The 24,552-nt window shown below is 40.0% G+C and carries 25 protein-coding genes; 18 read left to right on the top strand and 7 right to left on the bottom strand.

Features of this window, described 5'->3' with window-relative positions:
• The first annotated feature begins 150 nt into the window (after window positions 1-150).
• The gene (gene ybaK, locus FTU36_RS10795) at window positions 151-618 is read left to right on the top strand and encodes a Cys-tRNA(Pro) deacylase (protein ID WP_180117890.1); all 468 of its coding nucleotides are present in this window, start codon (window positions 151-153) and stop codon (window positions 616-618) included.
• Window positions 619-743: 125 nt separating this feature from the next.
• On the opposite strand, the gene FTU36_RS10800 is transcribed toward ybaK, so the two are convergent.
• Genes FTU36_RS10800 through FTU36_RS10810 form a run of 3 tightly spaced genes read right to left on the bottom strand, consistent with a single transcriptional unit; the run spans window position 744 to window position 2,372 of the window.
• Window positions 744-1,235: a hypothetical protein gene (locus FTU36_RS10800; protein WP_168378665.1), complete on the bottom strand. Its 492-nt coding sequence runs from the start codon at window positions 1,233-1,235 to the stop codon at window positions 744-746.
• On the bottom strand, window positions 1,228-1,824 hold the full coding sequence (locus tag FTU36_RS10805; protein ID WP_168378664.1) for a hypothetical protein: 597 nt from the start codon (window positions 1,822-1,824) through the stop codon (window positions 1,228-1,230). The genes FTU36_RS10800 and FTU36_RS10805 overlap by 8 nt, the downstream gene beginning before the upstream one ends.
• A 5-nt stretch (window positions 1,825-1,829) precedes the next feature.
• Complete coding sequence (locus FTU36_RS10810) at window positions 1,830-2,372, bottom strand: PAAR domain-containing protein (RefSeq protein WP_171525891.1); 543 nt, start codon at window positions 2,370-2,372, stop codon at window positions 1,830-1,832.
• Window positions 2,373-2,909: 537 nt separating this feature from the next.
• Between FTU36_RS10810 and FTU36_RS10815 the strand changes: the two genes are divergently transcribed.
• The 15 genes from FTU36_RS10815 to FTU36_RS10885 all read left to right on the top strand — a co-directional run bounded on the left by FTU36_RS10815 (window position 2,910) and on the right by FTU36_RS10885 (window position 20,969).
• Entirely contained in the window at window positions 2,910-3,179 is a 270-nt protein-coding gene (locus FTU36_RS10815; RefSeq protein WP_180089929.1) for a hypothetical protein, read from the top strand.
• Window positions 3,180-3,763: 584 nt separating this feature from the next.
• On the top strand, window positions 3,764-5,548 hold the full coding sequence (locus FTU36_RS10820) for an IucA/IucC family siderophore biosynthesis protein (protein WP_180117856.1): 1,785 nt from the start codon (window positions 3,764-3,766) through the stop codon (window positions 5,546-5,548).
• Complete coding sequence (locus FTU36_RS10825) at window positions 5,541-6,998, top strand: lysine N(6)-hydroxylase/L-ornithine N(5)-oxygenase family protein (RefSeq protein WP_180117858.1); 1,458 nt, start codon at window positions 5,541-5,543, stop codon at window positions 6,996-6,998. The genes FTU36_RS10820 and FTU36_RS10825 overlap by 8 nt, the downstream gene beginning before the upstream one ends.
• Window positions 6,998-8,833 carry an IucA/IucC family siderophore biosynthesis protein gene (locus FTU36_RS10830; RefSeq protein WP_180117860.1) on the top strand — a complete coding sequence of 612 codons (1,836 nt, stop codon included), beginning with the start codon at window positions 6,998-7,000 and terminating at the stop codon, window positions 8,831-8,833. Before FTU36_RS10825 ends, FTU36_RS10830 begins: the two co-directional genes overlap by 1 nt.
• Window positions 8,834-8,887: 54 nt before the next feature.
• Window positions 8,888-9,520 carry a GNAT family N-acetyltransferase gene (locus FTU36_RS10835; protein WP_180117862.1) on the top strand — a complete coding sequence of 211 codons (633 nt, stop codon included), beginning with the start codon at window positions 8,888-8,890 and terminating at the stop codon, window positions 9,518-9,520.
• The gene (locus FTU36_RS10840) at window positions 9,517-9,909 is read left to right on the top strand and encodes a hypothetical protein (protein WP_078190999.1); all 393 of its coding nucleotides are present in this window, start codon (window positions 9,517-9,519) and stop codon (window positions 9,907-9,909) included. Before FTU36_RS10835 ends, FTU36_RS10840 begins: the two co-directional genes overlap by 4 nt.
• Window positions 9,885-11,156: an MFS transporter gene (locus FTU36_RS10845; protein WP_257224838.1), complete on the top strand. Its 1,272-nt coding sequence runs from the start codon at window positions 9,885-9,887 to the stop codon at window positions 11,154-11,156. Before FTU36_RS10840 ends, FTU36_RS10845 begins: the two co-directional genes overlap by 25 nt.
• Window positions 11,157-11,171: 15 nt before the next feature.
• Entirely contained in the window at window positions 11,172-13,439 is a 2,268-nt protein-coding gene (locus FTU36_RS10850; protein WP_180117866.1) for a TonB-dependent receptor, read from the top strand.
• 111 nt (window positions 13,440-13,550) lie between these two features.
• Window positions 13,551-14,771 carry an MFS transporter gene (locus FTU36_RS10855; protein WP_180117868.1) on the top strand — a complete coding sequence of 407 codons (1,221 nt, stop codon included), beginning with the start codon at window positions 13,551-13,553 and terminating at the stop codon, window positions 14,769-14,771.
• 234 nt (window positions 14,772-15,005) lie between these two features.
• Window positions 15,006-17,168 (top strand): bifunctional mannitol-1-phosphate dehydrogenase/phosphatase, encoded by a 2,163-nt coding sequence (gene mtlD / locus FTU36_RS10860; RefSeq protein ID WP_180117870.1) that lies wholly within the window; start codon window positions 15,006-15,008, stop codon window positions 17,166-17,168.
• A 192-nt stretch (window positions 17,169-17,360) separates the two neighbouring features.
• Window positions 17,361-18,035: a 2'-5' RNA ligase family protein gene (locus tag FTU36_RS10865; RefSeq protein WP_180117872.1), complete on the top strand. Its 675-nt coding sequence runs from the start codon at window positions 17,361-17,363 to the stop codon at window positions 18,033-18,035.
• Window positions 18,032-18,553, top strand: a complete 522-nt coding sequence (gene cobU, locus FTU36_RS10870; protein WP_180117873.1) for a bifunctional adenosylcobinamide kinase/adenosylcobinamide-phosphate guanylyltransferase — start codon at window positions 18,032-18,034, stop codon at window positions 18,551-18,553. The genes FTU36_RS10865 and cobU overlap by 4 nt, the downstream gene beginning before the upstream one ends.
• A complete protein-coding gene (cobT, locus tag FTU36_RS10875; RefSeq protein WP_180117875.1) occupies window positions 18,550-19,602 on the top strand; it encodes a nicotinate-nucleotide--dimethylbenzimidazole phosphoribosyltransferase in 1,053 nt (350 codons plus the stop codon). The genes cobU and cobT overlap by 4 nt, the downstream gene beginning before the upstream one ends.
• Window positions 19,603-20,226, top strand: a complete 624-nt coding sequence (locus FTU36_RS10880) for a histidine phosphatase family protein (RefSeq protein WP_180117876.1) — start codon at window positions 19,603-19,605, stop codon at window positions 20,224-20,226.
• Entirely contained in the window at window positions 20,223-20,969 is a 747-nt protein-coding gene (locus FTU36_RS10885; protein WP_180022108.1) for an adenosylcobinamide-GDP ribazoletransferase, read from the top strand. The genes FTU36_RS10880 and FTU36_RS10885 overlap by 4 nt, the downstream gene beginning before the upstream one ends.
• 67 nt (window positions 20,970-21,036) lie before the next feature.
• Here the strand turns inward: FTU36_RS10885 and FTU36_RS10890 are convergent, their stop codons facing one another.
• Window positions 21,037-21,747, bottom strand: a complete 711-nt coding sequence (locus tag FTU36_RS10890; RefSeq protein WP_180054855.1) for an LrgB family protein — start codon at window positions 21,745-21,747, stop codon at window positions 21,037-21,039.
• The gene (locus FTU36_RS10895) at window positions 21,744-22,196 is read right to left on the bottom strand and encodes a CidA/LrgA family protein (RefSeq protein ID WP_180117878.1); all 453 of its coding nucleotides are present in this window, start codon (window positions 22,194-22,196) and stop codon (window positions 21,744-21,746) included. Before FTU36_RS10895 ends, FTU36_RS10890 begins: the two co-directional genes overlap by 4 nt.
• Before the next feature lie 97 nt (window positions 22,197-22,293).
• Here FTU36_RS10895 and FTU36_RS10900 point away from each other — a divergent pair, with 97 nt between their 5' ends.
• Window positions 22,294-23,193, top strand: coding sequence for a LysR family transcriptional regulator (locus tag FTU36_RS10900; RefSeq protein WP_180117880.1), 900 nt, complete (start codon window positions 22,294-22,296; stop codon window positions 23,191-23,193).
• A gap of 149 nt (window positions 23,194-23,342) precedes the next feature.
• Entirely contained in the window at window positions 23,343-23,822 is a 480-nt protein-coding gene (locus FTU36_RS10905; protein WP_180007850.1) for a helix-turn-helix domain-containing protein, read from the top strand.
• Window positions 23,823-23,904: 82 nt separating this feature from the next.
• On the opposite strand, the gene FTU36_RS10910 is transcribed toward FTU36_RS10905, so the two are convergent.
• Both FTU36_RS10910 and FTU36_RS10915 read right to left on the bottom strand, forming a co-directional pair.
• On the bottom strand, window positions 23,905-24,216 hold the full coding sequence (locus tag FTU36_RS10910; RefSeq protein ID WP_111884335.1) for a TusE/DsrC/DsvC family sulfur relay protein: 312 nt from the start codon (window positions 24,214-24,216) through the stop codon (window positions 23,905-23,907).
• 48 nt (window positions 24,217-24,264) lie between these two features.
• Window positions 24,265-24,552, bottom strand: a complete 288-nt coding sequence (locus tag FTU36_RS10915; protein WP_078190986.1) for a DsrH/TusB family sulfur metabolism protein — start codon at window positions 24,550-24,552, stop codon at window positions 24,265-24,267.

Consider the following 24,552-nt stretch of genomic DNA (forward strand, 5'->3'; position numbering starts at 1 on the left):
TTTTAAAATTTTTGCTTTGTTTAAATGTATTCAACTCAAACTTATTACACAAGTCGTGTACTTGAAAAATATAAAAGTGTTCGCCGGTCTTTCTAGAATAGGCTTATAATCGAGTTTTCCTAGTTGTCCGAATGGAATGACGAAAAAGCAATGACACCTGCATGTAAACTCTTAAAATCTAATAAAATCGACTTTACAATTCATGAATATGATCATGACCCAGAAGCAAAAAGTTTTGGTTTAGAAGCTGCGGAAAAACTTGGTTTAACCGCCGAAGAAGTGTTTAAAACCTTGATGGTTACGGACGATAAAAATTACTTTGTTGCCGTATTGCCAGTGGAATATCAGCTGAATTTGAAAAAAGTGGCCACAGCATTTGGCTGTAAAAAACTAAAAATGGCAGACCCAAAAGATGCAGAGCGTTTAACCGGTTATTTGGTTGGTGGTATTAGTCCAGTTGGACAGAAAAAACGCTTAAAAACTGTGATCGATGTTTCTGCACAGAACTTAGCTAAAATCTATGTGAGTGGCGGTAAGCGTGGTTTGGATATTGGTTTAAAACCCGAAGATTTAGCAAAAGTTTTGGGTGCAAACTTTGCTGATGTGATAGATGTCTAAACGGAGTTTATGATTCCCTAAAATCAATTGAATTTTACGGTGTTACTTACAATATTATCCACTATTCCCAAACCACTAAAATAACAAAAGCCGCATTGAGCGGCTTTGTAGTTCGATGACACATCTTAATTAGGGATATTTGAAGGAGAAATCACACATGAATACTCGAACTCTCCGGGTTTAGTCTCTTTAAGTAAGTTTTCCCAAGAACTATTCTTTGTTTTAATCCAACTATAAATATCTTCATAAAATTCAGGATTGAGATTAGCTTTTTGAATATATGATTTATTTAGAAGAAATTTAGTCATCAAACACATTGAATTCAGCTCAATTGGATTTCTATTTTTTTCTAAACTAAAATTATTTTTAGCTTCAACTTCGTATTTTCTCAGCATAGTTGCTTTGAGTAGTGTTGATTTAAATAATTCCATAGTTAAATCGTTAGGAGGTGTTTGATTAGCAAGGGCAAAGAGATTTCCATCAATTCTCAACATAGACGGGAAAAAGTTTGCCTGTATATCTAATTCTTGCTGAGGAGACGGTGAAGATTTACATCCTGTTGTTAAAATACTACTAAAAATGAGAATACTTATAAACTTTAAAATTTTGTTACGCATCTGGGTGAATTCCTTGTTCAGCTAAAACTTTTAACATTTTAGGATTGTAATCTTGGTTAAAAAGCATTTTGTACATATTGCGGTTGATCTTTTCACCACCTCTGAGCATCTGTAGTTTGGCAGCACCAGCTAATACTTCCCCTATATTAAGATCATCTAATGTGCCTTTTAAACCAACTAAATCCTGAATAGCAAACGTTGTACCAAATCTAGTTTTGAACTCATTGCTCTTAAACTCTGCAACGATAAGTGCTGCTTCTTTAACAATGTGTTTTCTTAAATATTTCTGAAATAAGACGTACATTCGAGTGTGGTATCCAGTAGTGGATATTAAGTTTTCAACATCTGAGACATCATTTTCTAATCCGAAACGAATGGCTAAAGCATATTCTAATTTATTTGTATTATATACATGTTCCCACATATGACTTGGCATCATAAAGTTATACGGTTGTACTATCTTTCTATTAAACTCTAATAAACAAAATGGTTGTCTAACCGAACAGCTTTCAACCTTATCAGGAAAGCCGGACCAAGCTTTAGCATTTCCTGGAACTGAATCAGTATTTGGTCCTAATGTATCACTCATAAAATTTACTCAAATGGTTTCATAGGTTTTGATAAATCAAAGGTTTCAATCTGCACTTCAGATGGTTCATAACCGATCTCATGAACTAATGTTTTACCATCACTACCAGTAAAGTTTTCAATCTTTTCACCATTTGGGAGCGTTAATATATAAAAATAATTACTTAATGGATCTCTAGAAGTTTCATTTTTAAATTCAAATTGGGCTGTATAAACTTGTTGACTATCCATAAAGCTGTTGTTAGATGTAGTAGAGTTATAACTTAATATTGAACTATTAATTCCGCCATTTTGTTTTCCAACTAAATTTTGACTAGGTAAAAATGTAGCACCACAGGTAGTTTTATCTCCTGCAACTATCATGGCCTTGCCATTAATAACAACAAGGTTATTGCTTGCTATTGCTGTAACTATTGTTTTGCATTTAGGACAGAAGTGTTTCATGCCCTGAAGATGTGAGGCTTTTCCTTGGATAACAAAAGTATTATCTACTTCGGTTACAATTCCGCCATGAGTAGTTTTATCGCCAATTGTTATTACGGCTTGCATTATGTATGACTCGTTTTTATATCGAAATTAAAAAATAGAAAGTGAATGTTATCTGTTAGATTTAGTTAGTTCTTTTTGGTTTTTGTAAAATTTCGATAAGAGTTGAGCTTGTACAGGGTATCTGCAATAGTGGATGAATTGATACTCATTCATTAAGTTCAAAAGCTCGTCCCAAAAGTGGATTTTTTGTATAAAATATACGATAGAATAATATTAAGCTGGCAACCAGCGTTGCGGATCAGTTTAGCAAGGAAACTTGTGACACTCCCGACTTTAGAAGCGTTGCACATTAGAGCTCAAAGTAATGTGGGCTTTTTTGTTGTTTTCAGATTTAGCTTTGAATAACGAAAATGCATGAAGTTACAGAAGTAAAATTTAGTAAAACTTCATGTTAGAGGTTAATTCATTAACAGTGCTTAATTATATTTAAACGTAAAAAATACCTATAAAAATAGGTATTTAAAATCCGACTAAAACAGTTGTATTTTAATTTAAAAGCTGTAATTTGAAAGTGCGATCTAATAAAGAGACAACAAAATGCCTTATTCAAATACTAAAGCGATTATTGAGCAAATCTATAATTTTGTATTAGAAAAACATGGTTTAGCGTCTAAAAGTCGATTTATGCAGTTATCGATTTTCTTTAGAGAATTGCATGAAGGGGATGAGTCAAAATTTACCGCAGATAGGTCTTTTTATTACAAAGGAATCTTTAACAACAGAGAAAAAAGTGTATTTGCGAATGCTGCGCCTGACTTTTTTGATAAGCACAAGTTTTTGGATTGGGTTGTTAAATCAATTGATTGATTTCAACCAAATCGTTGGAGTACATAATTCATGCTGTATAACCAGTCTGAATAGAAGATATAGATCAGAAATCAGTAGATGTTTGTTATGAAATACATGCTAATTGGCAATAAGGATGTATGGCCAGTATGGTGTTAGTAAAGTCTTCAATGATTAAAATTTAACTGCACATTTCGTTCCTTGATTTAAATAAAAGCTTGGTTCAAAGCAGAATATAAAAACCCATGTAAAAGACATGGGTTTTTAGTTTAAGTTGCACAATGTGATAATTCGGCTAAAAAATAAGCAATATGATTTATTTGTTCAATGCTAAATGAGAAAATTATCATTTAGTTCCATTTCAGAAAATTGTATAAATAAAAACAGAAAAGTTCATATTAAAAAAATTAATTTTTAAATACATAGAGATAAGACCAAATTTGCAATCCTGTAGCAAATCTTCACAAAAATGCAATTATTAACAATAATGATTATCATTAACATAGTTTCACGCTGGCCAGCGTACTAAGCATGACTTGCACAGTTAAAGAAACATAATTACATGACAAAGCTTGGAAAAGCTTAAAAATAGAGGATATGGTCAGATGAAAGAGCTTGCTAATCGCTTGGCGATGCAGCATCTTGTCAATGCATACTCACAAGAAACCGGTAAAGGTATTTTGCTGGAAAAGTATCAACAGAATTCATCACAATTGACGTTTAGCCAAGGCTTGACGTTGTTATGCATCCCTTTAGATTGCATTCAATCACAGTTATTTGTACCACTATCTTATGTCAGCCTTGTTGGTAGACATCGTCTTGCAGATCTCCCATACGTTTTTAATAAAGGACAGAAACTGTCATTTAGTATCACCGCGATCGCGAGTTTATTGCTTGAACAGCTCGTACAAGAGTCAGGTCATACACTGGATGCTTCATCATTATTAGAGCGTTGGATCGAAAGTCGTGAAGCGCTTACACAATTTTTGACACTACGTGAACATGATTTAGAGGCCTTGGTCCAAGCGGAACAAAGTTTCATTGAATCAGAACAGGCCTTAATTTTAGGGCACAGCATGCATCCTGCACCGAAAAGTCGGGTTGGTTTTGTGCATGAAGATTGGGAAAGGTATTCACCAGAAGCCAAAGGTCTCAGCCAACTGCATTATTGGTTGGTAGCTCCAGAATATATTCAAGAAGGTTCTGCTTTAGATCAAGCTGTATCAGCGCAATTGAAAAGCGAATTGCAATGGCATTTATCAGAAACAGATCAAGCGCTACTGAATGCTTATTCGCATTATAAGTTATTGCCTTTGCATCCTTGGCAAGCACGTTATTTACAGTCAAAAACATGGTTTAAAAACTTAAAAACCAAATTAAAAATTATCGATTTTGGCGAGAAAGGTTGGGCATTTTCCCCAACAACTTCGGTACGCACCATGGCAAGTTTTGCAGCACCGTGGATGTTGAAACCATCGCTATCGGTAATGATCACCAATTCAATTAGAGTCAATCTGGCCAAAGAATGCCACCGTGGTGAAATGACCCATCGACTTTGGCATTCAAGCCTCGGTGAACATATTTTACAACAATGCCCAACGCTCAAAGCGGTGAATGATTCTGCTTGGATGGCATTGAACATAGATGATGAAATCGTCGAAGAAACGATTTGTATCTTCCGTGATCAGCCTTTTAGTGAAAAGCAGCAGGTGAGTTGTATTGCATCATTATGCCAAGATCATCCTGCACAGCCGAAAAACCGTTTTAATGCCTTATTTGAACAGATTGCAAAGCAACAACCTGAACTTGATCAAAGTGCCATTGCGATCAATTGGTTTAAACAATTCTTAGCTATCAGTCTAAAACCACTGATGTATTTGTATCACCAATACGGAATGGCTTTTGAATCACATCAGCAAAATGTCTTGCTTGAGCTTGAACATGCAATGCCTAAATATCTATGGCTGCGTGACAATCAAGGCTTTTACTATATTGAAGAACTTGCAGGTGAAGTCTTAACAGCGTTTCCAGAGTTGGAAGAAAAAGCGCATGCCGTGGGTTCCAAAGCCTTTGTCGATGAGCGCTTTAGCTATTATTTCTTTGGTAATACTTTATTCGGCATCATCAATGCAATCGGTGCAACTGGGTATGTCACAGAGCAAGTGTTGATATCGATATTGCAAAATGAACTGTTGGCCTTACATCAGGCTTATCCAGAAAGTTCATTGATTCATTCATTACTGTATCAGCCAACCTTGCCGTATAAGGGCAATCTGTTGACGCGCTTGTACGAGCTGGATGAATTGATTGCCCCAGTCGATCAGCAATCGGTTTATGTACAGTTGCCAAATCCTTTATGTGTGGAACAGAAGGATGTGCAATATGCTTGATTTTATTGGGATAGGCTTAGGGCCATTTAATCTTAGTTTGGCGAGTTTGCTACATAAGCAAAATCATTTGCAGTATCAATTTTTTGAAAAGAAACCACAGTTCGACTGGCATGCGGGTATGCAATTGCCCAATACAGTGCTGCAAGTGCCGTTCATGGCCGATCTGGTTTCCATGGTCGATCCAACCAGTCCTTTTAGTTTTTTAAACTATTTAAAGACGCAGCAACGTTTATACAAATTCTATTTTTTAGAACAAGCGCAGATTCCTAGACGTGAATATAATCATTATTGTCAGTGGGTTGCAGATCAACTAGAGCATATTCAATATCAATCAACCGTAAAAGCCATTTATGCCCAAGAGCAAGGCTTTGAGGTCATGGTTGAGCAAGATGGACGTTTTCGACGTTATCAATGCCGAAATCTGGTCATTGGTTCGGGGAATGTTCCGCATTTACCACAGTGTCTAAAAGACATACAACAGCAATATCCGGAGCGCTGCTTACATTCTGCAAATTATTGCAATGCTGAGTTAAATCACTTGAAAGGTAATGTGGTTGTACTGGGGTCTGGCCAGTCTTCGGCCGAAGTCTTTATGGATCTGTTTGATCGTCAATATTTGCAGGATCAGACCACAACAGCGCAGTTTAAGTTGCATTGGCTGACCCGCTCGAGTGGGTTTTTCCCGATGGAATATGCACCACTTGGATTGGAGCATTTTAGTCCAGATTATACCGCGCATTTATATCAACTAAGTCCCGAAAATAAAGCCGAACAACTGAAGCAACAAGGCTTGTTATATAAGGGCATCAGTGCAAAAACCATCCGTGATATTTACCAAAAACTATATTATCGGAGCATTGGTCAAAATATTCAACAGACGCATTTACATGCTCAGGTGGGTTTGGTTGCTGCCGAGCCGCATGGCGCGGGCATCCGTTTGCAGTTTCAGCATAAAGTCACGGCAGAACAGTTCTATCTAGATGCGGACTTAGTCGTGGCTTCAACGGGATATCACAGTCCAGAGTGGCAATATCTCAAATATCTAAAACCACTGATTCAATGTGATGAATTCGGCCGCTGGAAAATCAGTCAGGACTACCGCGTACAGCATGACGCTGTCGGTGAAATTTTTGTTCAAAATCAGGAAATGCACAGCCACGGTGTAGGAACTCCAGATTTAGGGTTGGGTGCTCACCGTGCAGCAGTCATTGCCAATCAATTATTGGGTTTTAACTTATACGATTTGAGTGATCAAGCTCAAAGTTTCCAACATTTTTCACCCAGTGAAAATGCTGAAATGCACAGTATGGGCATTGTGAAGAAATCAGCGCCAACCAATATCCAAAGACCTTTATCCGTTAAAAAAACCATTGCCAACTATGCAATGAACCGCAATACGACCATGCCGAATAAGCAAGAACAGAATACGGTTAAACTCGAGAAATTATAATGACATTTGCAAAATTACAGATAAATCAAACACAGTGGCGCCGTGCAGGGCAAAGACTGATTGAAATGGCGATTGCTGAATTTTTATATGAAGAAATTATTCAGATTCAGCCAGTGGAAAATAACACTTGGCAACTTAAACTAGATGACAAAACGTATCAATTTGAAGCGACTCAGTTTCTGCTTGGGCATTGGCATATTGTTGAAGGGAGTGTTCGAGATTTAAGTGAATCGACAACAGAGCCTGCATGGAATCTACATGAATTTATTCGTGCCTTTTCAAATCAAGCTGAGGTGAAACCATTTACCAAGGCCTATTTGATTAAAGAAATGAACAATACATGGTTAGCAGAAGCCCATGTTTTTGATGAGCAAAGATTGCTGAGTCAGGCTGTGCTGTCAGCGCCACACTATCAAATTGAAGGCATGTTGCGTGGACACCCATGGCTCATTATGAGTAAAGGCCGTATGGGTTTTGGCTATGATGATTATTTAAGCTCCGCACCAGAGATTTCTCCAACAGTCAAAGTCTTATGGTTAGCTGTTCATCGTGATTTAGCTGAGTTTCGTTCGACCGAGGCTTGGGATGCGCAAAGCTTATATCGCCATGAGTTGAACTCTGCACAATTACACGATTTTCAACAGCAATTAGCGGACAATGCCTTAGATGCTGCTGAGTATTTCTTTATTCCTGTACATGCATGGCAGTGGCATCAGTGGTTAATCCCGACCTATGCCAATGAAATCGTCGATCAGCGCATTGTAGAGCTGGACATTGGACAAGATGATTATGTGCCAATGCAATCAATTCGTACCTTATGCAATACCAGTCATCCTGAACGGCATTATGTGAAGTTACCCGTCAGTATCTTTAATACCGCGGTCTATCGAGGTTTGCCTTCAAAACGAAATTTAGCTGCACCTGCGGTGACCGCTTGGCTGAAGGACATTCAACATCATGATGTAGACCTGCAAAAAACACAGGTGGCATTTCTGGGGGAAGTTGCAAGTTTAACTTTACAACAGCCGTGTTTTGATCAGATAGACGGTGCGCCTTATCAATTTAAAGAATTGTTTGGTTGCTTATGGCGTGAAAGTGTAGAGCCTTACATCGGTGAACATCAGTTAGCGCTTTCCCAAGCAGCTTTGTTGCATCGAGATCTAAATGGTCAGTCTATTTTATATGTGTTGATTCAGGCTTCAGGTTTGACGCCTTTGCAGTGGCTGAAGCGTTTTGCCGAAGTTTGTGTAACACCGTTACTGATTTGCTTATACAAATATGGTTTGGCTTTTTCTCCGCACGGTGAAAACACCATGTTGATCCATGAAAATGGCTTACCGAAAAAAATGGTGCTGAAGGACTTTATTGATGATGTCAATTTAGTGGATGAAGATTTTCCTGAACTCGAAAATTTACCACCTGAAGGGCAAATTTTACTGCGCCATCCTGCTGAAGAACTTAGTCACTTTATCTTTACAGGTTTATTCATGGTGCATTACCGCTATATCTGTAATGTCTTCCTTGAAGATTATCCAGAGCATACAGAACTTGAATTTTGGCAGACCATCTCCAGCGTGATCGATGAATTTCATCAGGCGCATCCTGATTTGGCAGATCGTATTGAAAAATTCAGTATGTTCCGTCCAAATTTCGAGAAAATTTGTCTGAACCGCGTTCGACTGTTTACCACCAGTTATAACGACGAAGCAGAACGACCAGTACCTGTATTTTTAGATCCTATTGCAAACCCTGTGAGTCCAAGCACTTTAAATCAGTGGGCGAAACAACAGCATACCGCCGAACAGAAAACGACAACTAATCGTATTGCGTCATAAACAGATTTTTGAGCTAAGAACAGAAAAGATTAAACAAATTTAAAGGACGACATCATGACAACGTTATCACGACAACTACCTGATTTTTATGAATACCATGAGAATGAGACGCAATACTACTTACGACAAATGCAATATCCAGAAGATATGGCTTTGGTTCATAAATGGATGCATGAACCGCATGTTATTCCACAGTGGCAGCTCAATAAGTCAGAAACTGAACTAAAAGTGTATTACGAAAAAATGCTGGCAGATGATCATCACCGAATTTTGATTGTGGGGGTAAATGGTGAAGATGTGGGCTACACAGAGATTTACGAGGGAAAACGGGATCGATTAGGTTTGTACTACGACGGTGATGAGCTTGATCTAGGTTGGCATTTGTTATTTGGTGAAAAGTCCGTTTTTGGTAAAGGCTATTTACGTCCCGTCATGCGTTTATTGAGTTTTTATATCTTTGAAAATGCTGCATCAGCCAAGATTGTGGGAGAGCCTGATCATAGTGTGAAGCCTTATGCCGTCGTAGTTGAAGACATGTGCTATGAAGCGCAGCGCCTAATCCCAATGCCTGAAAAGACCGCCATGTTGTATTACTGCTTTAGAGAAACATTTTATGCAAAATTCGGTCATTACTTAAACGACTCCAAGGCATTTCAGCATCAGCAACTAGCTAAGGCGGTGTCATGAGTTATCGCTGCACCCACATGCACATACTGGACATGCGCTTTTCAGCGCATGTTTCAGTGGAAGAGTTTGAACAATGGTTGACTCAAGTTGAGCGCTTTTTTCTGAAAAGTCAGCCCTTTGTTTTGGTTATGCAAACGGCTGAGGGAACGACTTTTCCTGAAGAATATCGGCAAATACAGGCCGTTTGGTACAAGAAGTTTAAACATCTCTTTTTTCAATATTGTTTGGGTCTGGTGCGTATTGCGCAAGATCCAGATGACTTCAAACGTTTAAATACACCCGCGCTGCATGCAGCGTGGCGTGTGCCTTATTACGTTTCATTAGAACAGTCTGATGCGCTGCAATGGGCAGTGCAGAGGTGGATATGCAACAACACTCAAGAAAATTAAATCATGCAATTTCACCATCTCAAATTTCAGTCCTGAGTTTGAGCGTCGTGATTATTTTGTACTTAGCACATGCATTGCCTTTGTATTTTTACAATGTGGCTTTGCCTGCCATTTTACGACATCAAGGGGTAGATTTACGCTGGATCGGCATGTTATCGCTGCTTTACATTCCATGGGCATTCAAGTTTTTTTGGGCGCCTTGGATCGATCAGCTCTATGTCAAAAAACTCGGTAAACGTAAAACATGGCTGTTGTTTACGCAAATCGCATTGGTACTGGGGGTACTGGTTTTAGCCTTTACGCAGTTTTCTTATGGGCTGACTTTATTTGTCATTGTTGGTTTATGGATTTCAACGTTTGCGGCAACGCAAGATATTGCAATTGATGGTTATACCGTTGAGAAATTTACCGAAGGCAATTATCGTCTGGGCAGTATGGCACAAAGTATTGGGGTAGCCGTCGGTAGTATGCTCGGTGGCGCTGCGACTTTATGGATTTACCAATATTGGGGTTGGCAGTCAGCGCTCACAACTTTAGCGCTGCTGACATTTTTAACCATGTTTGCGGTGTTTTTTATTCAAGAAGAGCCAGAAACTCAAATTACCAAAGCCAAACCAAGCCTACGACAAGCGTTTAAACGACCTGAAATTCGTTGGGCTTTGCTGCTCATCGTTTGTTATCGCGTGGTGGAAGCACCCGCTATGGCAATGCTGAATCCCATGTTGATCGATCAAAAATGGTCACTGTCTCAGATTGGGGTGTTGATGTCTGTGGTGGGTGCCGGTGTCGGTCTGATTGCAGCCGTTAGTGCAGCTATGTTGCTGAAAAAAATCAAAGCAACGCAATTGTTGGTCTGGGCAGGATGGTTACGTACATTGCTATATGCCGTCATTGGGGCATCCGTTGTATTGGGGTGGTTGAATCAATGGCATCTGCTTTTAGGTCTATTTGTCGTGTTGATGCTAGCCATTCGTTATATCGCCATGACATCACTCTATGCCTATTTCATGCAGACCAGTTCTAAAGAACAGGCGGGTACCGATTTCACCATATTAGTGTGCTTTGAATTGCTCGTTTACTTCATTGGCGGTGCATTTTCAGGCTTTCTCGCAAAATCATTAGGCTATGGACATTTTTACTTGGTATTGGCAATTGGCTCAGTAATCAGCGTCTTAATTAGTCAGCGCATTGTTTTAAAAACACAAAATTTTAAAACTCAAAGACTTCCGACTCAATCGGAACTCTAAGAAATGGAAAAGAATATGAAACGTTTAGCTCTACCGATGCAACTGACTTGTCTCAGCTTAGCAATTTGCACTCAGCTTTATGCGCAAGACGTCACGACAGACACTGCACAAAATACTGCAGTTGAAACACAAACTGCAGAAGCTACTAAAATGGCACCGATTGTTGTGACGGCAACTCGTTCTGCGAAAAGCATTGCAGATATTGCGGGTACGGTGTACAGCATTCCTAAAGAAGAAATTGAAAAACAAGCCAATGCAGGTAAAAGCACAGCTGATATTGTCGGTTTATTGGTGCCATCACTGACTCCATCAAGTGGTACAACGTCTAACTATGGGATGACCATGCGTGGACGTGTGGTGCAATACATGATCGATGGTGTGCCGCAAACGGGATATCGTGATGGATCTCGACAACTGGCGAGTATTAGCCCGTCGATGATTGAACGAATTGAAGTGGTCTCTGGCGCAAGTAGTATTTATGGTTCAGGTGCGACAGGCGGTATTATCAATATCATCACCAAACGTGGTGGATCTGAGCCGCTGAGTTTTGAAACGAAAGTCGGTGTCACTTCTGGTAATAACTTTAAGTCCGATGCGCTGGCTTATGAAGCTGCACAAACCATGAACTTTAATCAAGGCAATTTACGCGGAACTTTAGGTGCAAGCTATACCAAACGTGGTGAAATACAAGATAGTCATGGCAATCGTATTGGACCTGAAATTGCGCAAACAGACCGTCAAGATACCGACACTTTAGATCTAAATGGTCGTGTCAGTTGGAAAATTGCCGATGGTCAAACGCTGAGTTTCGGTGCGCAATATTATAATGATGAACAAGATAGTGACTATGGCCCTGACTATGGTCCAAATTTAAATGCGCTGCGCTCGCAGCCCGTGGGTGGAAAGCTGCCGTTGTCTTTAAATGCGGTAAAAGGCTTACAACTCGCTGAACAACCACAAACTGAACGTTATAGCGTCAATGCGCAATATGAAAATCAGGATATTTTAGGGCATCGTCTAAACGCTGAAACGTATTATCGAAATGAAAAGGCGCGTTGGTTCCCATCGGCACGTCAAATGGCACCTGAACTCTTCTTGGTGTATCAGTCAGAAACCGATATTGATGTTTTAGGCGCACGTGTTGCTCTACAAAAAGATCTTAACTTAAATGGTCGTGAACTGGGGCTAACCTATGGTGTGGACTATGAAAATGAAAAAGATCAACAAAATATCCAAATGTATGACAGCGCAACGTTTATTCAAAGTAATGGTCTGAGTTATAAACCGTTTAACTACTATGCTTTTGGCCCAGATGTGGAAACAGAAAAACTCGGCGTATTTGCTCAAGCACAATATGAATTAACTGACCGACTTGGCTTACAAGCTGGTATTCGCCATGAGCGGGTAGAAAGTGATGTCGATTCATCTGTGCCTTATATGGAAGCCATTACTGCAGACTTAACCCCAGGCTATGTGGCGAAAACGCTGAATGGAGGCAAAGTAAAACATGATGCAACGCTGTTTAATGTGGGCGCGGTGTATCACTTAACAGATGCACAGCAAGTCTTTGCCAATTTCTCACAAGGTTCAAACTTGCCAGATGTGCAACGTATGCTGCGCGATGTGCCGGCAAATTCTGTGATTAATAGCCAAACCATTGACCCGATTAAAGTCAATAACTATGAACTCGGTTGGCGTGTACAAAATGCCGGTGGTTTAAATGCAGGAGTGACAGCTTTTTATAATGACTCAGATAAAAGCCTGAAATTTGGTGCGCCGAATTACACCATTGATGTTATTGATACCGATGAACGTATCTATGGTGTCGAAGCCAATGCCAGTTATGAAGTTCAACCAAATTGGACAGTTGGGGGCACAGTTGCATATACCACGGGCCAATTTAAAAATACCCAAGGTGATTGGCAAGAATTGGATGCCATTCGTGTAGCACCTTTAAAAGGAACAGCATTTTCAGAATGGCAATTTGATAATGATATGAGCCTACGTGTACAAGCTTTAGCGATTGGCGGTACAGACAAAGCCCAAAAAGACGCTGTGAAATATGGGTCTGCTCCAGCAGCGGCAATTAAAGGCTTTGCAACGATGGACGTGATTGCCAATGCAAAAGTAGGACCGGGTAATGTGGGCTTTGGTGTCTACAACGTGTGGAATACGGATTATAAGTCGGTATACAGCCAGTCGGTTGAAACTGTCTATGGCCCAATTTCTAGCCTAGCAGCTCAAGGTCGTACCTACGGTTTAAGTTATACAGTGAAATACTAATTTAAATCCTGAATCGGGTTTAAAGCACGGTATCGTGACTTACAAAATAGAGGTGGCTTAAGTCACCTCTATTGTTTATAACGTAGCCATTAAAAATGGATAACAAAAATAATGGATCGAAATAATAAACTGTTTATTGCTGCCAGTCTTGCCAATGGTGCAAGTTTCTCGATGATATTGCCGCTGTTGGCGCCATTGGTTCGTGAGTTAAAACTTTCTGAACTACAAGGCGGTGCGATGGTTTCCGTCGGTGCGCTGCTGATGGCTGTTGGTGCCATTTACATTTCAAAAAATCAATCTAAGTTTTCGATTTATCAACTCTTGAGTATCGGTTTTGTGGGCATGGCTGTGACATGGGGGCTATTTACAGCCGTGTTGATGTATGGCCTTACTGTTCATATAGGGATGTTGCTGCTATTTAGTTTATTAATGTTGTCACGCGCAGCGACTGGGGTATTTATGGCGATGCCACAGATTGCCTTGCAAACTTATGTGATGACCCGTTTTAGCAATGAGCAGCAGCGTTCACAAGCAATGTCAAAATTCGGTGCATTAAATAGTGCAGGCGTGATCATTGGTCCATTTCTAACCACCTTGCTGCTGGGCTTTGGTGGAATCATGACGCCGCTTTGGGCAGCAATCATTATTTTAGCGTTGATTTCTGTGGTCTTGGTGTTCAGCTTTGACCGACATACAGAACAGCATAGCGTTGAAAAGCCAGTGACAGAAAAGCATGAGTCACCATCTACAGATTTGAGCATTCAGCAATGCTATCCATGGTTAATGTTGGGATTCAGTCTCTATCTTGCCATCGTGACCGTGAATTTAACGGCCGGGTTTTATATTCAAGACCGCTTTAATATGACTGCTGCAGAAGGCGCAGTGCATTTTGCAGAATGTTCTCTCGTCGTAGGTATTGCTTTGGTGATTATGCAAACGCTGATTTCTAAGTATTTAAATTGGTCCGTATATCGCTTACTGTGGGTTGGGCTGTTTAGCATGGCAGCAGCCTTGCTGATTTCGGTTTTCACCACTGAATTACAGATATTTCAAGCTACATATCTTTTATATGGTATATCGGTTGCATGTTTAATCCCTGCATTTACAACGGGTGCAGCGCAAACGGCGCCCAGTGCGTTACAGACTAAGGTGGCAAGTTGGTGTACAGCCACTCAGGCTTTGAGCTTTGTTGTCGGGCCACTGATTAGTACGGGTTTATATCAGTGGCACAAAGAATTTCCGTATTATTTTTTATTTTTAGTGATGCTTGGTTTAATCGTATTCTTTTTATTTCAAACCAAAACTCAAACCGTGAAGCGAGTTACTGAGTGAAATTGCAGTGAATTGTATATTTACAGCAATAGATCACTGTGTAGACCGTACCATCCTGACAACAGTGGGTTTTGATTACATGATGTTACTTGATCAGCGATTGATTTTACAAAATAGATTTTAAAAGCAAGCTTTTTGATTAAAAAATAACCACAATTGTTTCATTAATTCTCAAAGTACTGAATCAATAGTTTTCTCCGTTATTCTTTTCACATAAAAAATAACGGAGGTTAAATGCTTAAATTTAATAATGATTTGGTTCTGGGCGCCATTTTTGATATGGATGGAACAATGTTTGATACTGAACGTTTACGGTTTCAAACATTGAAACAGGCATCTCTTGAATTGATCGGTGTTGAGTTTTCCGAATCATATCTAATGAATTGTTTGGGGTTAAGTGCACAAAGCGCGCATCGATTGGCCCAAGCCGAATATGATGAAAACATTCCATACGCAGATATTCGCAAACGCGCAGATGAATTAGAGTTGGAGCATGTTCGTCAGTTTGGTGTACCGATCAAAAAAGGCTTGGTTCAAGTATTAGAACGCTTACGCAAGTCAGGACTGAGGATGGCCGTGGCAACATCGAGTCGCCGTGCAATCGCAGAAGAATATCTCATCAATGCCAATGTGTATAAGTTCTTTGATGTCTTAGTCTGTGGCGATGAAGTTGAAAATGGTAAGCCACATCCTGAAATATTTATGCGTGCTGCCGCAAAGCTGAATTTAAATCCTGCTGATTGTTTGATGTTTGAAGACTCGGAAAATGGTGTGACTTCGGCCTTTGACGCTGGCGGTATTACCGTACTGTTTAAAGATATTAAATCGCCCAATCAAAACATGCTGTCCAAATCCAAATATTATTATGAATGTATGTATGACTGTTTGACGGAACTTGACCCGTTCACTGCGCATTTAGAGATGCCGCATGTGCAAGAGGCTTTTCCACAAACCCTTAATCAGCTCACTGTTGGTATTCATGGTTTTGGGGCGATTGGTGGTGGTTATTTAGCACAAATTTTGTCGCATTGGGATGGTTATACTCGCCCGAAAAAAATTTATGCATCGACTCGTAACCCTCTATATCGCTCTGCGGTCAATGCATTTGGTACCTACTGTATTCGCTATGGTCAATTGTCTTATGACGAACGCATTGAAAACATGGCAGTCATTGATGCTGAAAATATTCAGCAGATGCAAGAGATGTACACAGAGTCAAGTTTGGTTGCCATCTGTTTGCCTGAAAAAGCGATTGCAGAAGAGGCCAAAACCATTGCACAAGGCCTGTATGCACGACATATTGCACATGATGAGAAAGCCATCGAACCTCTAACGATGCTGATCATTTTGAACAAAGTCGGAGCAAAACAATTATTAATGTCACATTTAAAACAGGCTTTAACTGAGCTTGCTGGAGCGGTTGTTGCAGAGAAAATCATGCAACAACACTATTTTTGCGATACCGTGGTCAACCGCATGGTATCTAAGTTAAGTGACCAAAACTTATATCGTCAGCTCCGTATAAAATATAATATCTTCAAACAATTTCAATTAGATGAAGTTGAAGTGAATGCTCAATTAGACTTAGAAGATGCGACGAAATTAAATCCTGATCAGGAACGTCAAGCCACTTTATATGTTGAGGATATGCGCCGAAATTTCCACCCAAGTCATATATTGCAAAGCATGGATTTAATTTTATTTAACGCAGAATCTGACATGCCGATCTATGTAGAAAATAACAGTCCTTTGTTAGAAAAAATGCGTCAAATGATTTTGGTCGATCATATTGAAGATATTCAATTAATTAAAAATCGCTTATGGAATGGCGTACATGCCATGTTGGCTTGGCAATCAGCACTGTTCAATCATCAAACCATAGGTGTGGCACTTGCAGATAATCGGGTTGATCAATTTATGCATGAACTTATTGACGAGGTGCAGGCTGGTTTAGCACGACGCTTACCAAATCGTGCTTTTGATCTAACACGACTGGCAGAAAGCTTTATAAACTCTTGTGAACATGCGTATAAAGATCCATGTGCGCGTGTGGCACGAGATCCTTTACGTAAACTTGCAATTAATGAACGAGTGTTGGGCTCGTTGGCGACCAATGTGAAATATGGACTGGAGACAACGCACCTACAGCAAGGTATTGTCTATGGTTTGATGTATGCCGTGAGTGTTAATCAATGTTCGATGGATCAGGCTATCAACTTTATCCAGTTGCAATTTTCAGAACTGAAAAAGACCAACGAGCTTGAACAACTGCAACGGATTGATCAGATTGAGGCCAATGTAATGACACAGTTGCAGCAGTGTGCTGAACAGTTAAACGATCCACGGGTCAACCATACTGAAACGCAAGAGCAGAAAGGCGCAGCGAAATTGGCCTAAAATATAATGCTTAACTGCATGCAATATATATTGAATCAAAAATGCTGAGTATCACTCGGCATTTTTTTTCTTAAAAAAATGTCTTAGATGAATGAATTTCAGTTCTAACTGAATATTACTAAATCAAAATTGGGCAAAGTCTGTTTTGATTCATGCTTTAATAAAGCAGATTGAATTTAAAGTGATTTATCTGTGTTTTTAAAACCTTCAACGCAAGTCGTACCGACGCTCAATCAGGATTATCCCGATTGGCATCAAGGTCGTCAGCACTATGCTTTGTGGTATCTAGAAATACAGGATCCTGAATTATTGGCATATCTCACAGCACTTCAAGCGCAGTTTTCAGATCTTTTATACACGCCGAATACGCGCCAATTTCATATCACTGTGTTTATTTGTGGCTTTTTTGAAGAGTTAAATAAAACCCAATTAATCGATCATTCTGAACAACGATGGAATGATAATTTTTCAGCAGATGAATTGGCACTGCACCAACAACAACTTCGACAGTTATCGCTATCTAATATTCGGTTACGTACAGGTCAGATCAATAGCTTTCAAAGCGCGCTGTTTATTGAAATTGTGGATTTAGATCGTAAGTTAGAGCATCTACGTCAAGCTTTTAATTTAAGTTCGAATGAAATTGCACCGATCGAATATTGTCCGCATATCACATTGGGCTTGTATAAACAGGCATGGAATAGCGATGATATTTTTGAAAGAATCCAACAAGTTGAACAGCACAGCTTTGATTTTGAAAGCGAGCAACTGACTTTTGGTCATTATCAGGCTCAAGTACTACAAGGGACGTTGACTCCTTATTATCAACATCAGTTTAGACAAAATATAGAGATGGCACAGTCATGATTCATTTCATATTGGGTGGGGCACGTTCAGGTAAGAGCCGACTTGCAGAACAAAAAGCCAAAGAAAGTGCTCAAGCCGTGATCTATGTGGCTACAGCACAAGCATATGATGAGGAAATGCAGGAGCGAATTCAGCATCATCAAGCAGACCGTCCTGACCATTGGAGGCTGATTGAAGAGCCTTTGTATTTATCCGATCGCTTAGTTGAAATAGACCAAGCTCATCAAACCATTCTTATCGATTGTTTAACGCTGTGGATGAGTAATTTATTGATGCATGAACAAGCAGACTTTCAACAGCATCAATGCCAAAAATTACTTACGGTGCTGACAACATTAAAGTCAGACATTATTTTAGTCAGTAACGAAACTGGACTAGGCGTTGTTCCCATGGGACAAATCAGTCGAAAATTCGTCGATGAATCTGGGCGCTTACATCAACAAATTGGTCAAATCGCTGACCATGTGGTGTTTTGTGTTGCAGGTTTTCCAATGATATTAAAAGGAGATAAAGCATGAACTGGTGGCAAGAACCCTGTCAAAATCCAAGTATCGAAGCTAAGCAACAGGCGTCAAATCACCAGTTACAGCTAACCAAACCTACGGGCTCGCTTTCAGAACTTGAAAATGTTGCGGTGCAACTTGCATCATTACAAAATACAGATCAGCCTAATATGGATTTTCCATGGATCACCATCTTTGCAGGTGATCATGGCGTGATGGAAGAAAATATTTCGGCCTACCCACAAGCTGTCACACGCCAAATGCTACAAAACTTCACGACCGGTGGTGCATGTATTAGTGTCATTGCACGTGAGTATCAAGCCAAACTACAAGTGATTGACTGTGGCTCTGTAGGTGAAGCCTATGAATATGCAGGGGTTGAGCGCTACTGTATTGCAGCGGGTACAGCAAATTTTGCTAAAACTGTTGCGATGAGCGAATCACAATGTATTGAAGCGATGAATCTTGGTCGTAAAAGTGTTGAAGATGCTATCGCTGCAGGTGCGTCTATTTATGTCGCAGGGGAAATGGGCATTGGTAATACCTGTTCGGCTTCTGCTGTTGCATGTTTTTTATTTAATGAGCCGGCCGAAAAACTGACAGGTGTTGGTACAGGTATTCGTGCTGAACAATTGGCACATAAGAAACAAGTGATTGATCAGGCCTTGGCTTTACATCAGGACTATGTTGGCCAAGATGTCTTTAAAGCTCTTTGTGCTGTTGGTGGCTTGGAAATTGCCGCGATGGTTGGAGCATACATTCGCTGTGCACAATTGGGGCTAGCAATGGTCGTGGATGGATTTATTAGTACGGTTTCTGCCTTGGTCGCTGTTCGTTTAAATCCTGCTGTACGTGAGTGGATGCTTTTTGGTCATCAATCGGCTGAATATGGGCACCAACGTTTACTCCAAGCCCTTGAAGCTGAACCACTTTTGAAGTTGAATTTACGTTTAGGTGAAGGTAGCGGTGCCGGTGCGGCATTAGGTTTAATTCGTTTGGCATGTCGTTTACATAACAACATGGCAACTTTCGCGCAAGCTGCTGTGATTGGTGAAAAAGTTTAAATGGAACATTTCCGTTTAGATATATTGCGTCATGGTGAGACTGAACTGAGCCATACCTTACGTGGCTCTACAGATGATACTTTGACGCAAAAAGGTTGGCAGCAGATGCAGCAGACCATAGATGATGTATTGAACGTCATACATACACACGGTTTAGCGAGCTGGGATGTCATCATTACTTCTGACTTACAGCGCTGCCGTTTATTTGCTTTAGATTTATCTCAACAACTCAAATGTCCAATGTTTGAAAATGCGAAGTTTCAAGAAATTCATTTTGGCGACTGGGAAGCGGTATCAACCAAGCATATCTATGAAAACACTCCAGAGTTACTCGCACAGTTTTGGCAAAGTCCCAGCACATTTACGCCACCGAATGCAGAAAGTCTTCAGCAATTTCAACATCGGATATTAAGCGGTCTAGATGAGTTAGTCTTGCAGGCTCAACAGCATCATTGGCACCGCGTTTTATTGGTTTCCCATGGCGGCGTGATTAAATTATTAAAATGTATGGCACAGCAAAGTCACTTAGATGATTTATTAAAAATGACGGCTGAATTGGGACAATTAAATTCATTTCTTGTTCAAAATCGCGCAAATATCCGTCTTTTGGAGCAAAGTGAATGACACCTTTTTGGATTGCTCTACAGTTTCTCACGACTTTTCCGATTCAACTTAAAGCGATGCCATCGAAACAGCAAAATGGACAGTCTTTACTGTTTTATCCAGTGGTGGGATTGCTGATCGGTGGCATTCTTGCCTTGCTTGCTTTTACATTTCACAGCCTGCCAATCATCTTACTCAGTAGCATTTTGCTTGTGGTTTGGATTTGGCTCACAGGTGGGTTACATCTAGATGGTTTAGCCGATACGGCAGATGCATGGGTCGGTGGCTTTGGTGATGCCGAACGTACACTTAAAATCATGAAAGACCCTGCATGTGGGCCGATTGGTGTGTTGAGCCTCGTCGTGATTTGCTTACTCAAATGGTCGGCGCTTTATGTTTTGCTACAACAGCAAATGTATTTGGCATTAATTGTATTTCCAGTATTAGGTCGTTTAGCCCCTTTATTTTTGTTTTTAACAACTCAGTATGTTCGTGAAAAAGGCTTGGGCTCATCGATAGCAGCAACTATTCCACGAAAGTCGGCATACCTGGTCTTTATACTCTGCCTAAGTGCATGTTTGTATTTTAGCTGGACTGGAGTGGTGAGTATATTCGCGTTTATTTGTACTTTACTGTATTTGCGATGGAAATTTATTCAGCGTATAGGTGGCGTAACGGGAGATACAATTGGTGCAGCGATTGAAATTACAGAAGTGTCGAGTCTCTTAGCGTTTGTCATAGCACTACATTATGTAATTGCTTAGTTTTTACAGTGAAATGACTTAACTCCTGATTTAAAAAAAGCCCAGCTATTGCACTGGGCTTTTTATTTTATCCCAACAGATAAATGACCAAATGAATAAGCGATGGCCCAAGCAATACCATAAAGACCCCAGCAAGTACCATGCTCAAGCAGGCTGCAACACCTTCTTCTTTATGACGTGATAATGCTTTACTTGTACCAAATCCATGTGCGGCATTGCCAAGAGCCGCACCTTGCGCAAAGCGTGAATGCAATTTAAGCCCAGCCAAAACTAGGTCAGCCAAAGCCACGCCGGCAATCCCAGTAATCATGGTAAATAGAATCACCAATTCTACTGAGCCCCCAATATTTGAGGTAAGTTCCATGGCAAATGGCGTAGAAATGGAACGTGCCATCAAGCTATAAGACGTTTCTTGGTCAAATTGAAATAACTGTGCCAAATAAAAAGCACTAATAATCCCAGCTAACATGCCAATCACGATGCCTAAACTAATACTCAGCGCATGCTGACGGATAATTTGTCGATATTCATAGATGGGGATAGCAAAGGCCACAGTGGCCGGGCCGAGCATCCATACAATCCATTGGCTTTCTTGCATATAGGTGTCATATGAAATATGAAAGCAAAGCATGAGTATAATCAGCACAAACGGGACGAATAGTGCAGGGGAAAGAACCATATACGGTAACTTACGATGTAGCTTTTTCGCCAAAATATAACCGATTAGGGTCAGGACGAAAAACAATACAGAGATGCTGTTCAACCCAAAATCGTTCATAAGGTTTTTCCTGCTGTGTTGACATCATGATCTATCGCAGTTTGGTGTTTAGCTTTAAGTTTTGCCTCGAGTTTAAAGCCCCAATAAACCGTAAATGCTGTAAACACCATGACACAGACAGTACCCAGTACCACGGCTAAAATTAACTGCCAGCCAGAGCTGAGTAATAAATCTTGATATTTAATTAATCCAACTACACAGGGGATAAAGAATAGAACCAGTTCAGCCAAAATAAAATCTGAGCCTTGTTTGACCCACTGCATTTTAAATAAACCACTCAACAATGCAGCTAATAGCAGCAATAAACCAATCACGCCAGCAGAGATCGGCAAGTTAAACCATGATTGAATGCAAGAGCCGATCCACCAGATCAATATCAATAAACTTAGCTGCGCTAAAGTTTTAAGAAACTGGGTAAATTTGGAAGTAGATTGTGGAAACGTATCCATGAGACGACAGTAGAATAGGAGATGACGCTATTTTAAAAGTGCATACCCTGTATAATTATGAATAATTAATTATTAATTATGCTTAAATGGAATAATAATGGACATTAAAAGCCTAAAAGTCTTTGTGACCATCGTACAAAAACAGAGTTTCAGTCATGCAGCTGAAGCGCTTTTTGTCACTCAGCCGACCATTAGTAAATTAATTCGTCAGTTAGAAGATGAGATCGGCGTGCCTTTATTTCATAAAGGAGAAGCAGGTCGAAAAAGGGAAGCACAGCTCACCTATATGGGAGAGCAGATTTATCAGCATGCTTTAGTGATTTTGAATGAACAACAACGGATGCTTGATACTGTCACCCAAGTTCGCGCCTTAAAACAAGGTAAATTGACTCTAGGTTTACCGCCATTGGCATCGGTATTGTTCAGTCAGTTAATTGCGCTGTTTCATAAAAAATACCCCAATATTGAACTGAGCTTTTTTGAGGTAGGGGCGACGGGTATTGAAAGTGCCATTTTAAAAAAACAGGTCGATGTCGGAATTATTTTGGGGCACTTGAAACCGGTATTAAGCGGTATACCAGTCATGGAATCACCTTTGTGCTTATTATCCAAAAAAAACTCACAATGGCGAAAGCGAAAAACCGTTTCGTTGATTGAATTAAAAGAAGAGTCATTTTTATTGTATGACGATACCTTCACACTCAATGACATCATCATACAGGCGGCAAATTACGTCGGATTTGAGCCCAATGTGGTATGTAAAAGCAGCCAGTGGGACTTCATCGCCAAAATGGTGGATTCAAATGTTGGGATTGCACTCCTGCCTAAAATTTATTGTGAACAACTTGATGCGGTAAAATACCATGTGGCTGAATTAGAAAATCCGAACTTAGACTGGAAACTCAGCATGGCCTGGAATACCACTGTTGCCATGAGTCCCGCAACGCGTGCATGGCTAGAAATCATTGAAGACAATAAAGACAAAATACATTTTTAGTTCATTCACAGATCAAGTCGATGAAATAAAAGATTGGAAATGGAGGTGGATTTACGATTTGTACATCAAAGATTATTGAAAAGGATTTTGCAAAATCAACATGCATGAATTAAATTGGGTGTTGGTCGTTATTTTTGATGGTTCATAAAATGAAATGGGATGATATTGGTCAACAACCGTGTTCAATCGCTCGTGCGCTTTCTGTGCTAGGGGACCGTTGGACCATGTTGATTATCCGTAATGCATTTATGGGCATCCGACGTTTTGATGATTTTCAACAAAATTTGGGTGTGACTCGACATGTGTTATCTGACCGCCTAAAGCGTTTGGTCGAAGAAGGTATTTTGACCAAAGTTGCTTATGTCGAGCGTCAGGAACGTTTTGAATATCGACTGACTCAAAAAGGCTTAGACTTGTATCCAATTCTTCTAGCCATGACGCATTGGGCCGATCAATATATGGATCAGGGCTTGGGATCACCTGTTGAATATGTCCATCAGACATGTGGTGAAAAGTTTAAACCCGTTTTAGTGTGTTCATGTTGTGCAGAACCGATCCAAGCCAAACAGGTCAAACCAGTTTTTACCCAAGCCTATTACATCGCTCTCAATCAATTAAAACCTGCCTAAGCTGTTTTATGGCTTTCTTCAAGATGCTGATTTGCATCCATATAGCCAAAATAGCCTAAGCAGTATTTAGATTACTTTAAAATTACAAACAATTTGCAGGTTTAGGAATTCCCGCTAAACGACTTAAATGTCGAGCGACCAAGCCCGTATTAAATTTGTCTTGTAATACTGCATTATTAATATCTGCACTCACGGTTTTCATTAAAAATTTAATGAGTGGGCGAGTTGCCGGCGAGTGACCAAACTGTTGATAAAACTGTCGCACAGCTTGTAAAACTTCAAAATGCCAAGGGCTTAACTCAAGTTCTAAACTTTTAGCCAGTTCTTGGGCAACAGCTTCATTCCAAATAGTGTAATCCACCAAATGGCCATCTTGGTCTAATTCAAGATTCATATTCGTTCCAAAAGAGAAGATTGTAGAAATGGATCGCTTTCACTCAAATTATTTGAGTGAAATACATCTTTTAAATCTGAGGCATAGATCAGCAAAAGCGGCATAGTCGATCACTTTCATATGACTATAATTCATACTTTTACCTAAAATTTCAGCATCATTTTCAAGTACATAACATGTGCCAAATTGCTGAATTTGTTCATCTGCAATATGTAAGACTGCTTCACCCATCAGGATGATTGCATCTTCAGGGTTGATTAAACTGGCTAACTGCTGGATGTGCTGTAGGGTATTGGCATAGCTGGCTTGGACTAAATACAGCGTAGAATTTGACAT

Source organism: Acinetobacter sp. YH12096, assembly GCF_013419215.1.
GTDB classification, from domain to species: domain Bacteria; phylum Pseudomonadota; class Gammaproteobacteria; order Pseudomonadales; family Moraxellaceae; genus Acinetobacter; species Acinetobacter amyesii.

Coding starts and splice junctions, on each gene's coding strand:
- ybaK (WP_180117890.1), top strand. CDS start 151: ATGACACCTGCATGTAAACTCTTAAAATCTAATAAAATCGACTTTACA.
- FTU36_RS10800 (WP_168378665.1), bottom strand. CDS start 1,235: ATGCGTAACAAAATTTTAAAGTTTATAAGTATTCTCATTTTTAGTAGT.
- FTU36_RS10805 (WP_168378664.1), bottom strand. CDS start 1,824: ATGAGTGATACATTAGGACCAAATACTGATTCAGTTCCAGGAAATGCT.
- FTU36_RS10810 (WP_171525891.1), bottom strand. CDS start 2,372: ATGCAAGCCGTAATAACAATTGGCGATAAAACTACTCATGGCGGAATT.
- FTU36_RS10815 (WP_180089929.1), top strand. CDS start 2,910: ATGCCTTATTCAAATACTAAAGCGATTATTGAGCAAATCTATAATTTT.
- FTU36_RS10820 (WP_180117856.1), top strand. CDS start 3,764: ATGAAAGAGCTTGCTAATCGCTTGGCGATGCAGCATCTTGTCAATGCA.
- FTU36_RS10825 (WP_180117858.1), top strand. CDS start 5,541: ATGCTTGATTTTATTGGGATAGGCTTAGGGCCATTTAATCTTAGTTTG.
- FTU36_RS10830 (WP_180117860.1), top strand. CDS start 6,998: ATGACATTTGCAAAATTACAGATAAATCAAACACAGTGGCGCCGTGCA.
- FTU36_RS10835 (WP_180117862.1), top strand. CDS start 8,888: ATGACAACGTTATCACGACAACTACCTGATTTTTATGAATACCATGAG.
- FTU36_RS10840 (WP_078190999.1), top strand. CDS start 9,517: ATGAGTTATCGCTGCACCCACATGCACATACTGGACATGCGCTTTTCA.
- FTU36_RS10845 (WP_257224838.1), top strand. CDS start 9,885: ATGCAACAACACTCAAGAAAATTAAATCATGCAATTTCACCATCTCAA.
- FTU36_RS10850 (WP_180117866.1), top strand. CDS start 11,172: ATGAAACGTTTAGCTCTACCGATGCAACTGACTTGTCTCAGCTTAGCA.
- FTU36_RS10855 (WP_180117868.1), top strand. CDS start 13,551: ATGGATCGAAATAATAAACTGTTTATTGCTGCCAGTCTTGCCAATGGT.
- mtlD (WP_180117870.1), top strand. CDS start 15,006: ATGCTTAAATTTAATAATGATTTGGTTCTGGGCGCCATTTTTGATATG.
- cobU (WP_180117873.1), top strand. CDS start 18,032: ATGATTCATTTCATATTGGGTGGGGCACGTTCAGGTAAGAGCCGACTT.
- cobT (WP_180117875.1), top strand. CDS start 18,550: ATGAACTGGTGGCAAGAACCCTGTCAAAATCCAAGTATCGAAGCTAAG.
- FTU36_RS10880 (WP_180117876.1), top strand. CDS start 19,603: ATGGAACATTTCCGTTTAGATATATTGCGTCATGGTGAGACTGAACTG.
- FTU36_RS10885 (WP_180022108.1), top strand. CDS start 20,223: ATGACACCTTTTTGGATTGCTCTACAGTTTCTCACGACTTTTCCGATT.
- FTU36_RS10890 (WP_180054855.1), bottom strand. CDS start 21,747: ATGAACGATTTTGGGTTGAACAGCATCTCTGTATTGTTTTTCGTCCTG.
- FTU36_RS10895 (WP_180117878.1), bottom strand. CDS start 22,196: ATGGATACGTTTCCACAATCTACTTCCAAATTTACCCAGTTTCTTAAA.
- FTU36_RS10900 (WP_180117880.1), top strand. CDS start 22,294: ATGGACATTAAAAGCCTAAAAGTCTTTGTGACCATCGTACAAAAACAG.
- FTU36_RS10905 (WP_180007850.1), top strand. CDS start 23,343: ATGAAATGGGATGATATTGGTCAACAACCGTGTTCAATCGCTCGTGCG.
- FTU36_RS10910 (WP_111884335.1), bottom strand. CDS start 24,216: ATGAATCTTGAATTAGACCAAGATGGCCATTTGGTGGATTACACTATT.
- FTU36_RS10915 (WP_078190986.1), bottom strand. CDS start 24,552: ATGTCAAATTCTACGCTGTATTTAGTCCAAGCCAGCTATGCCAATACC.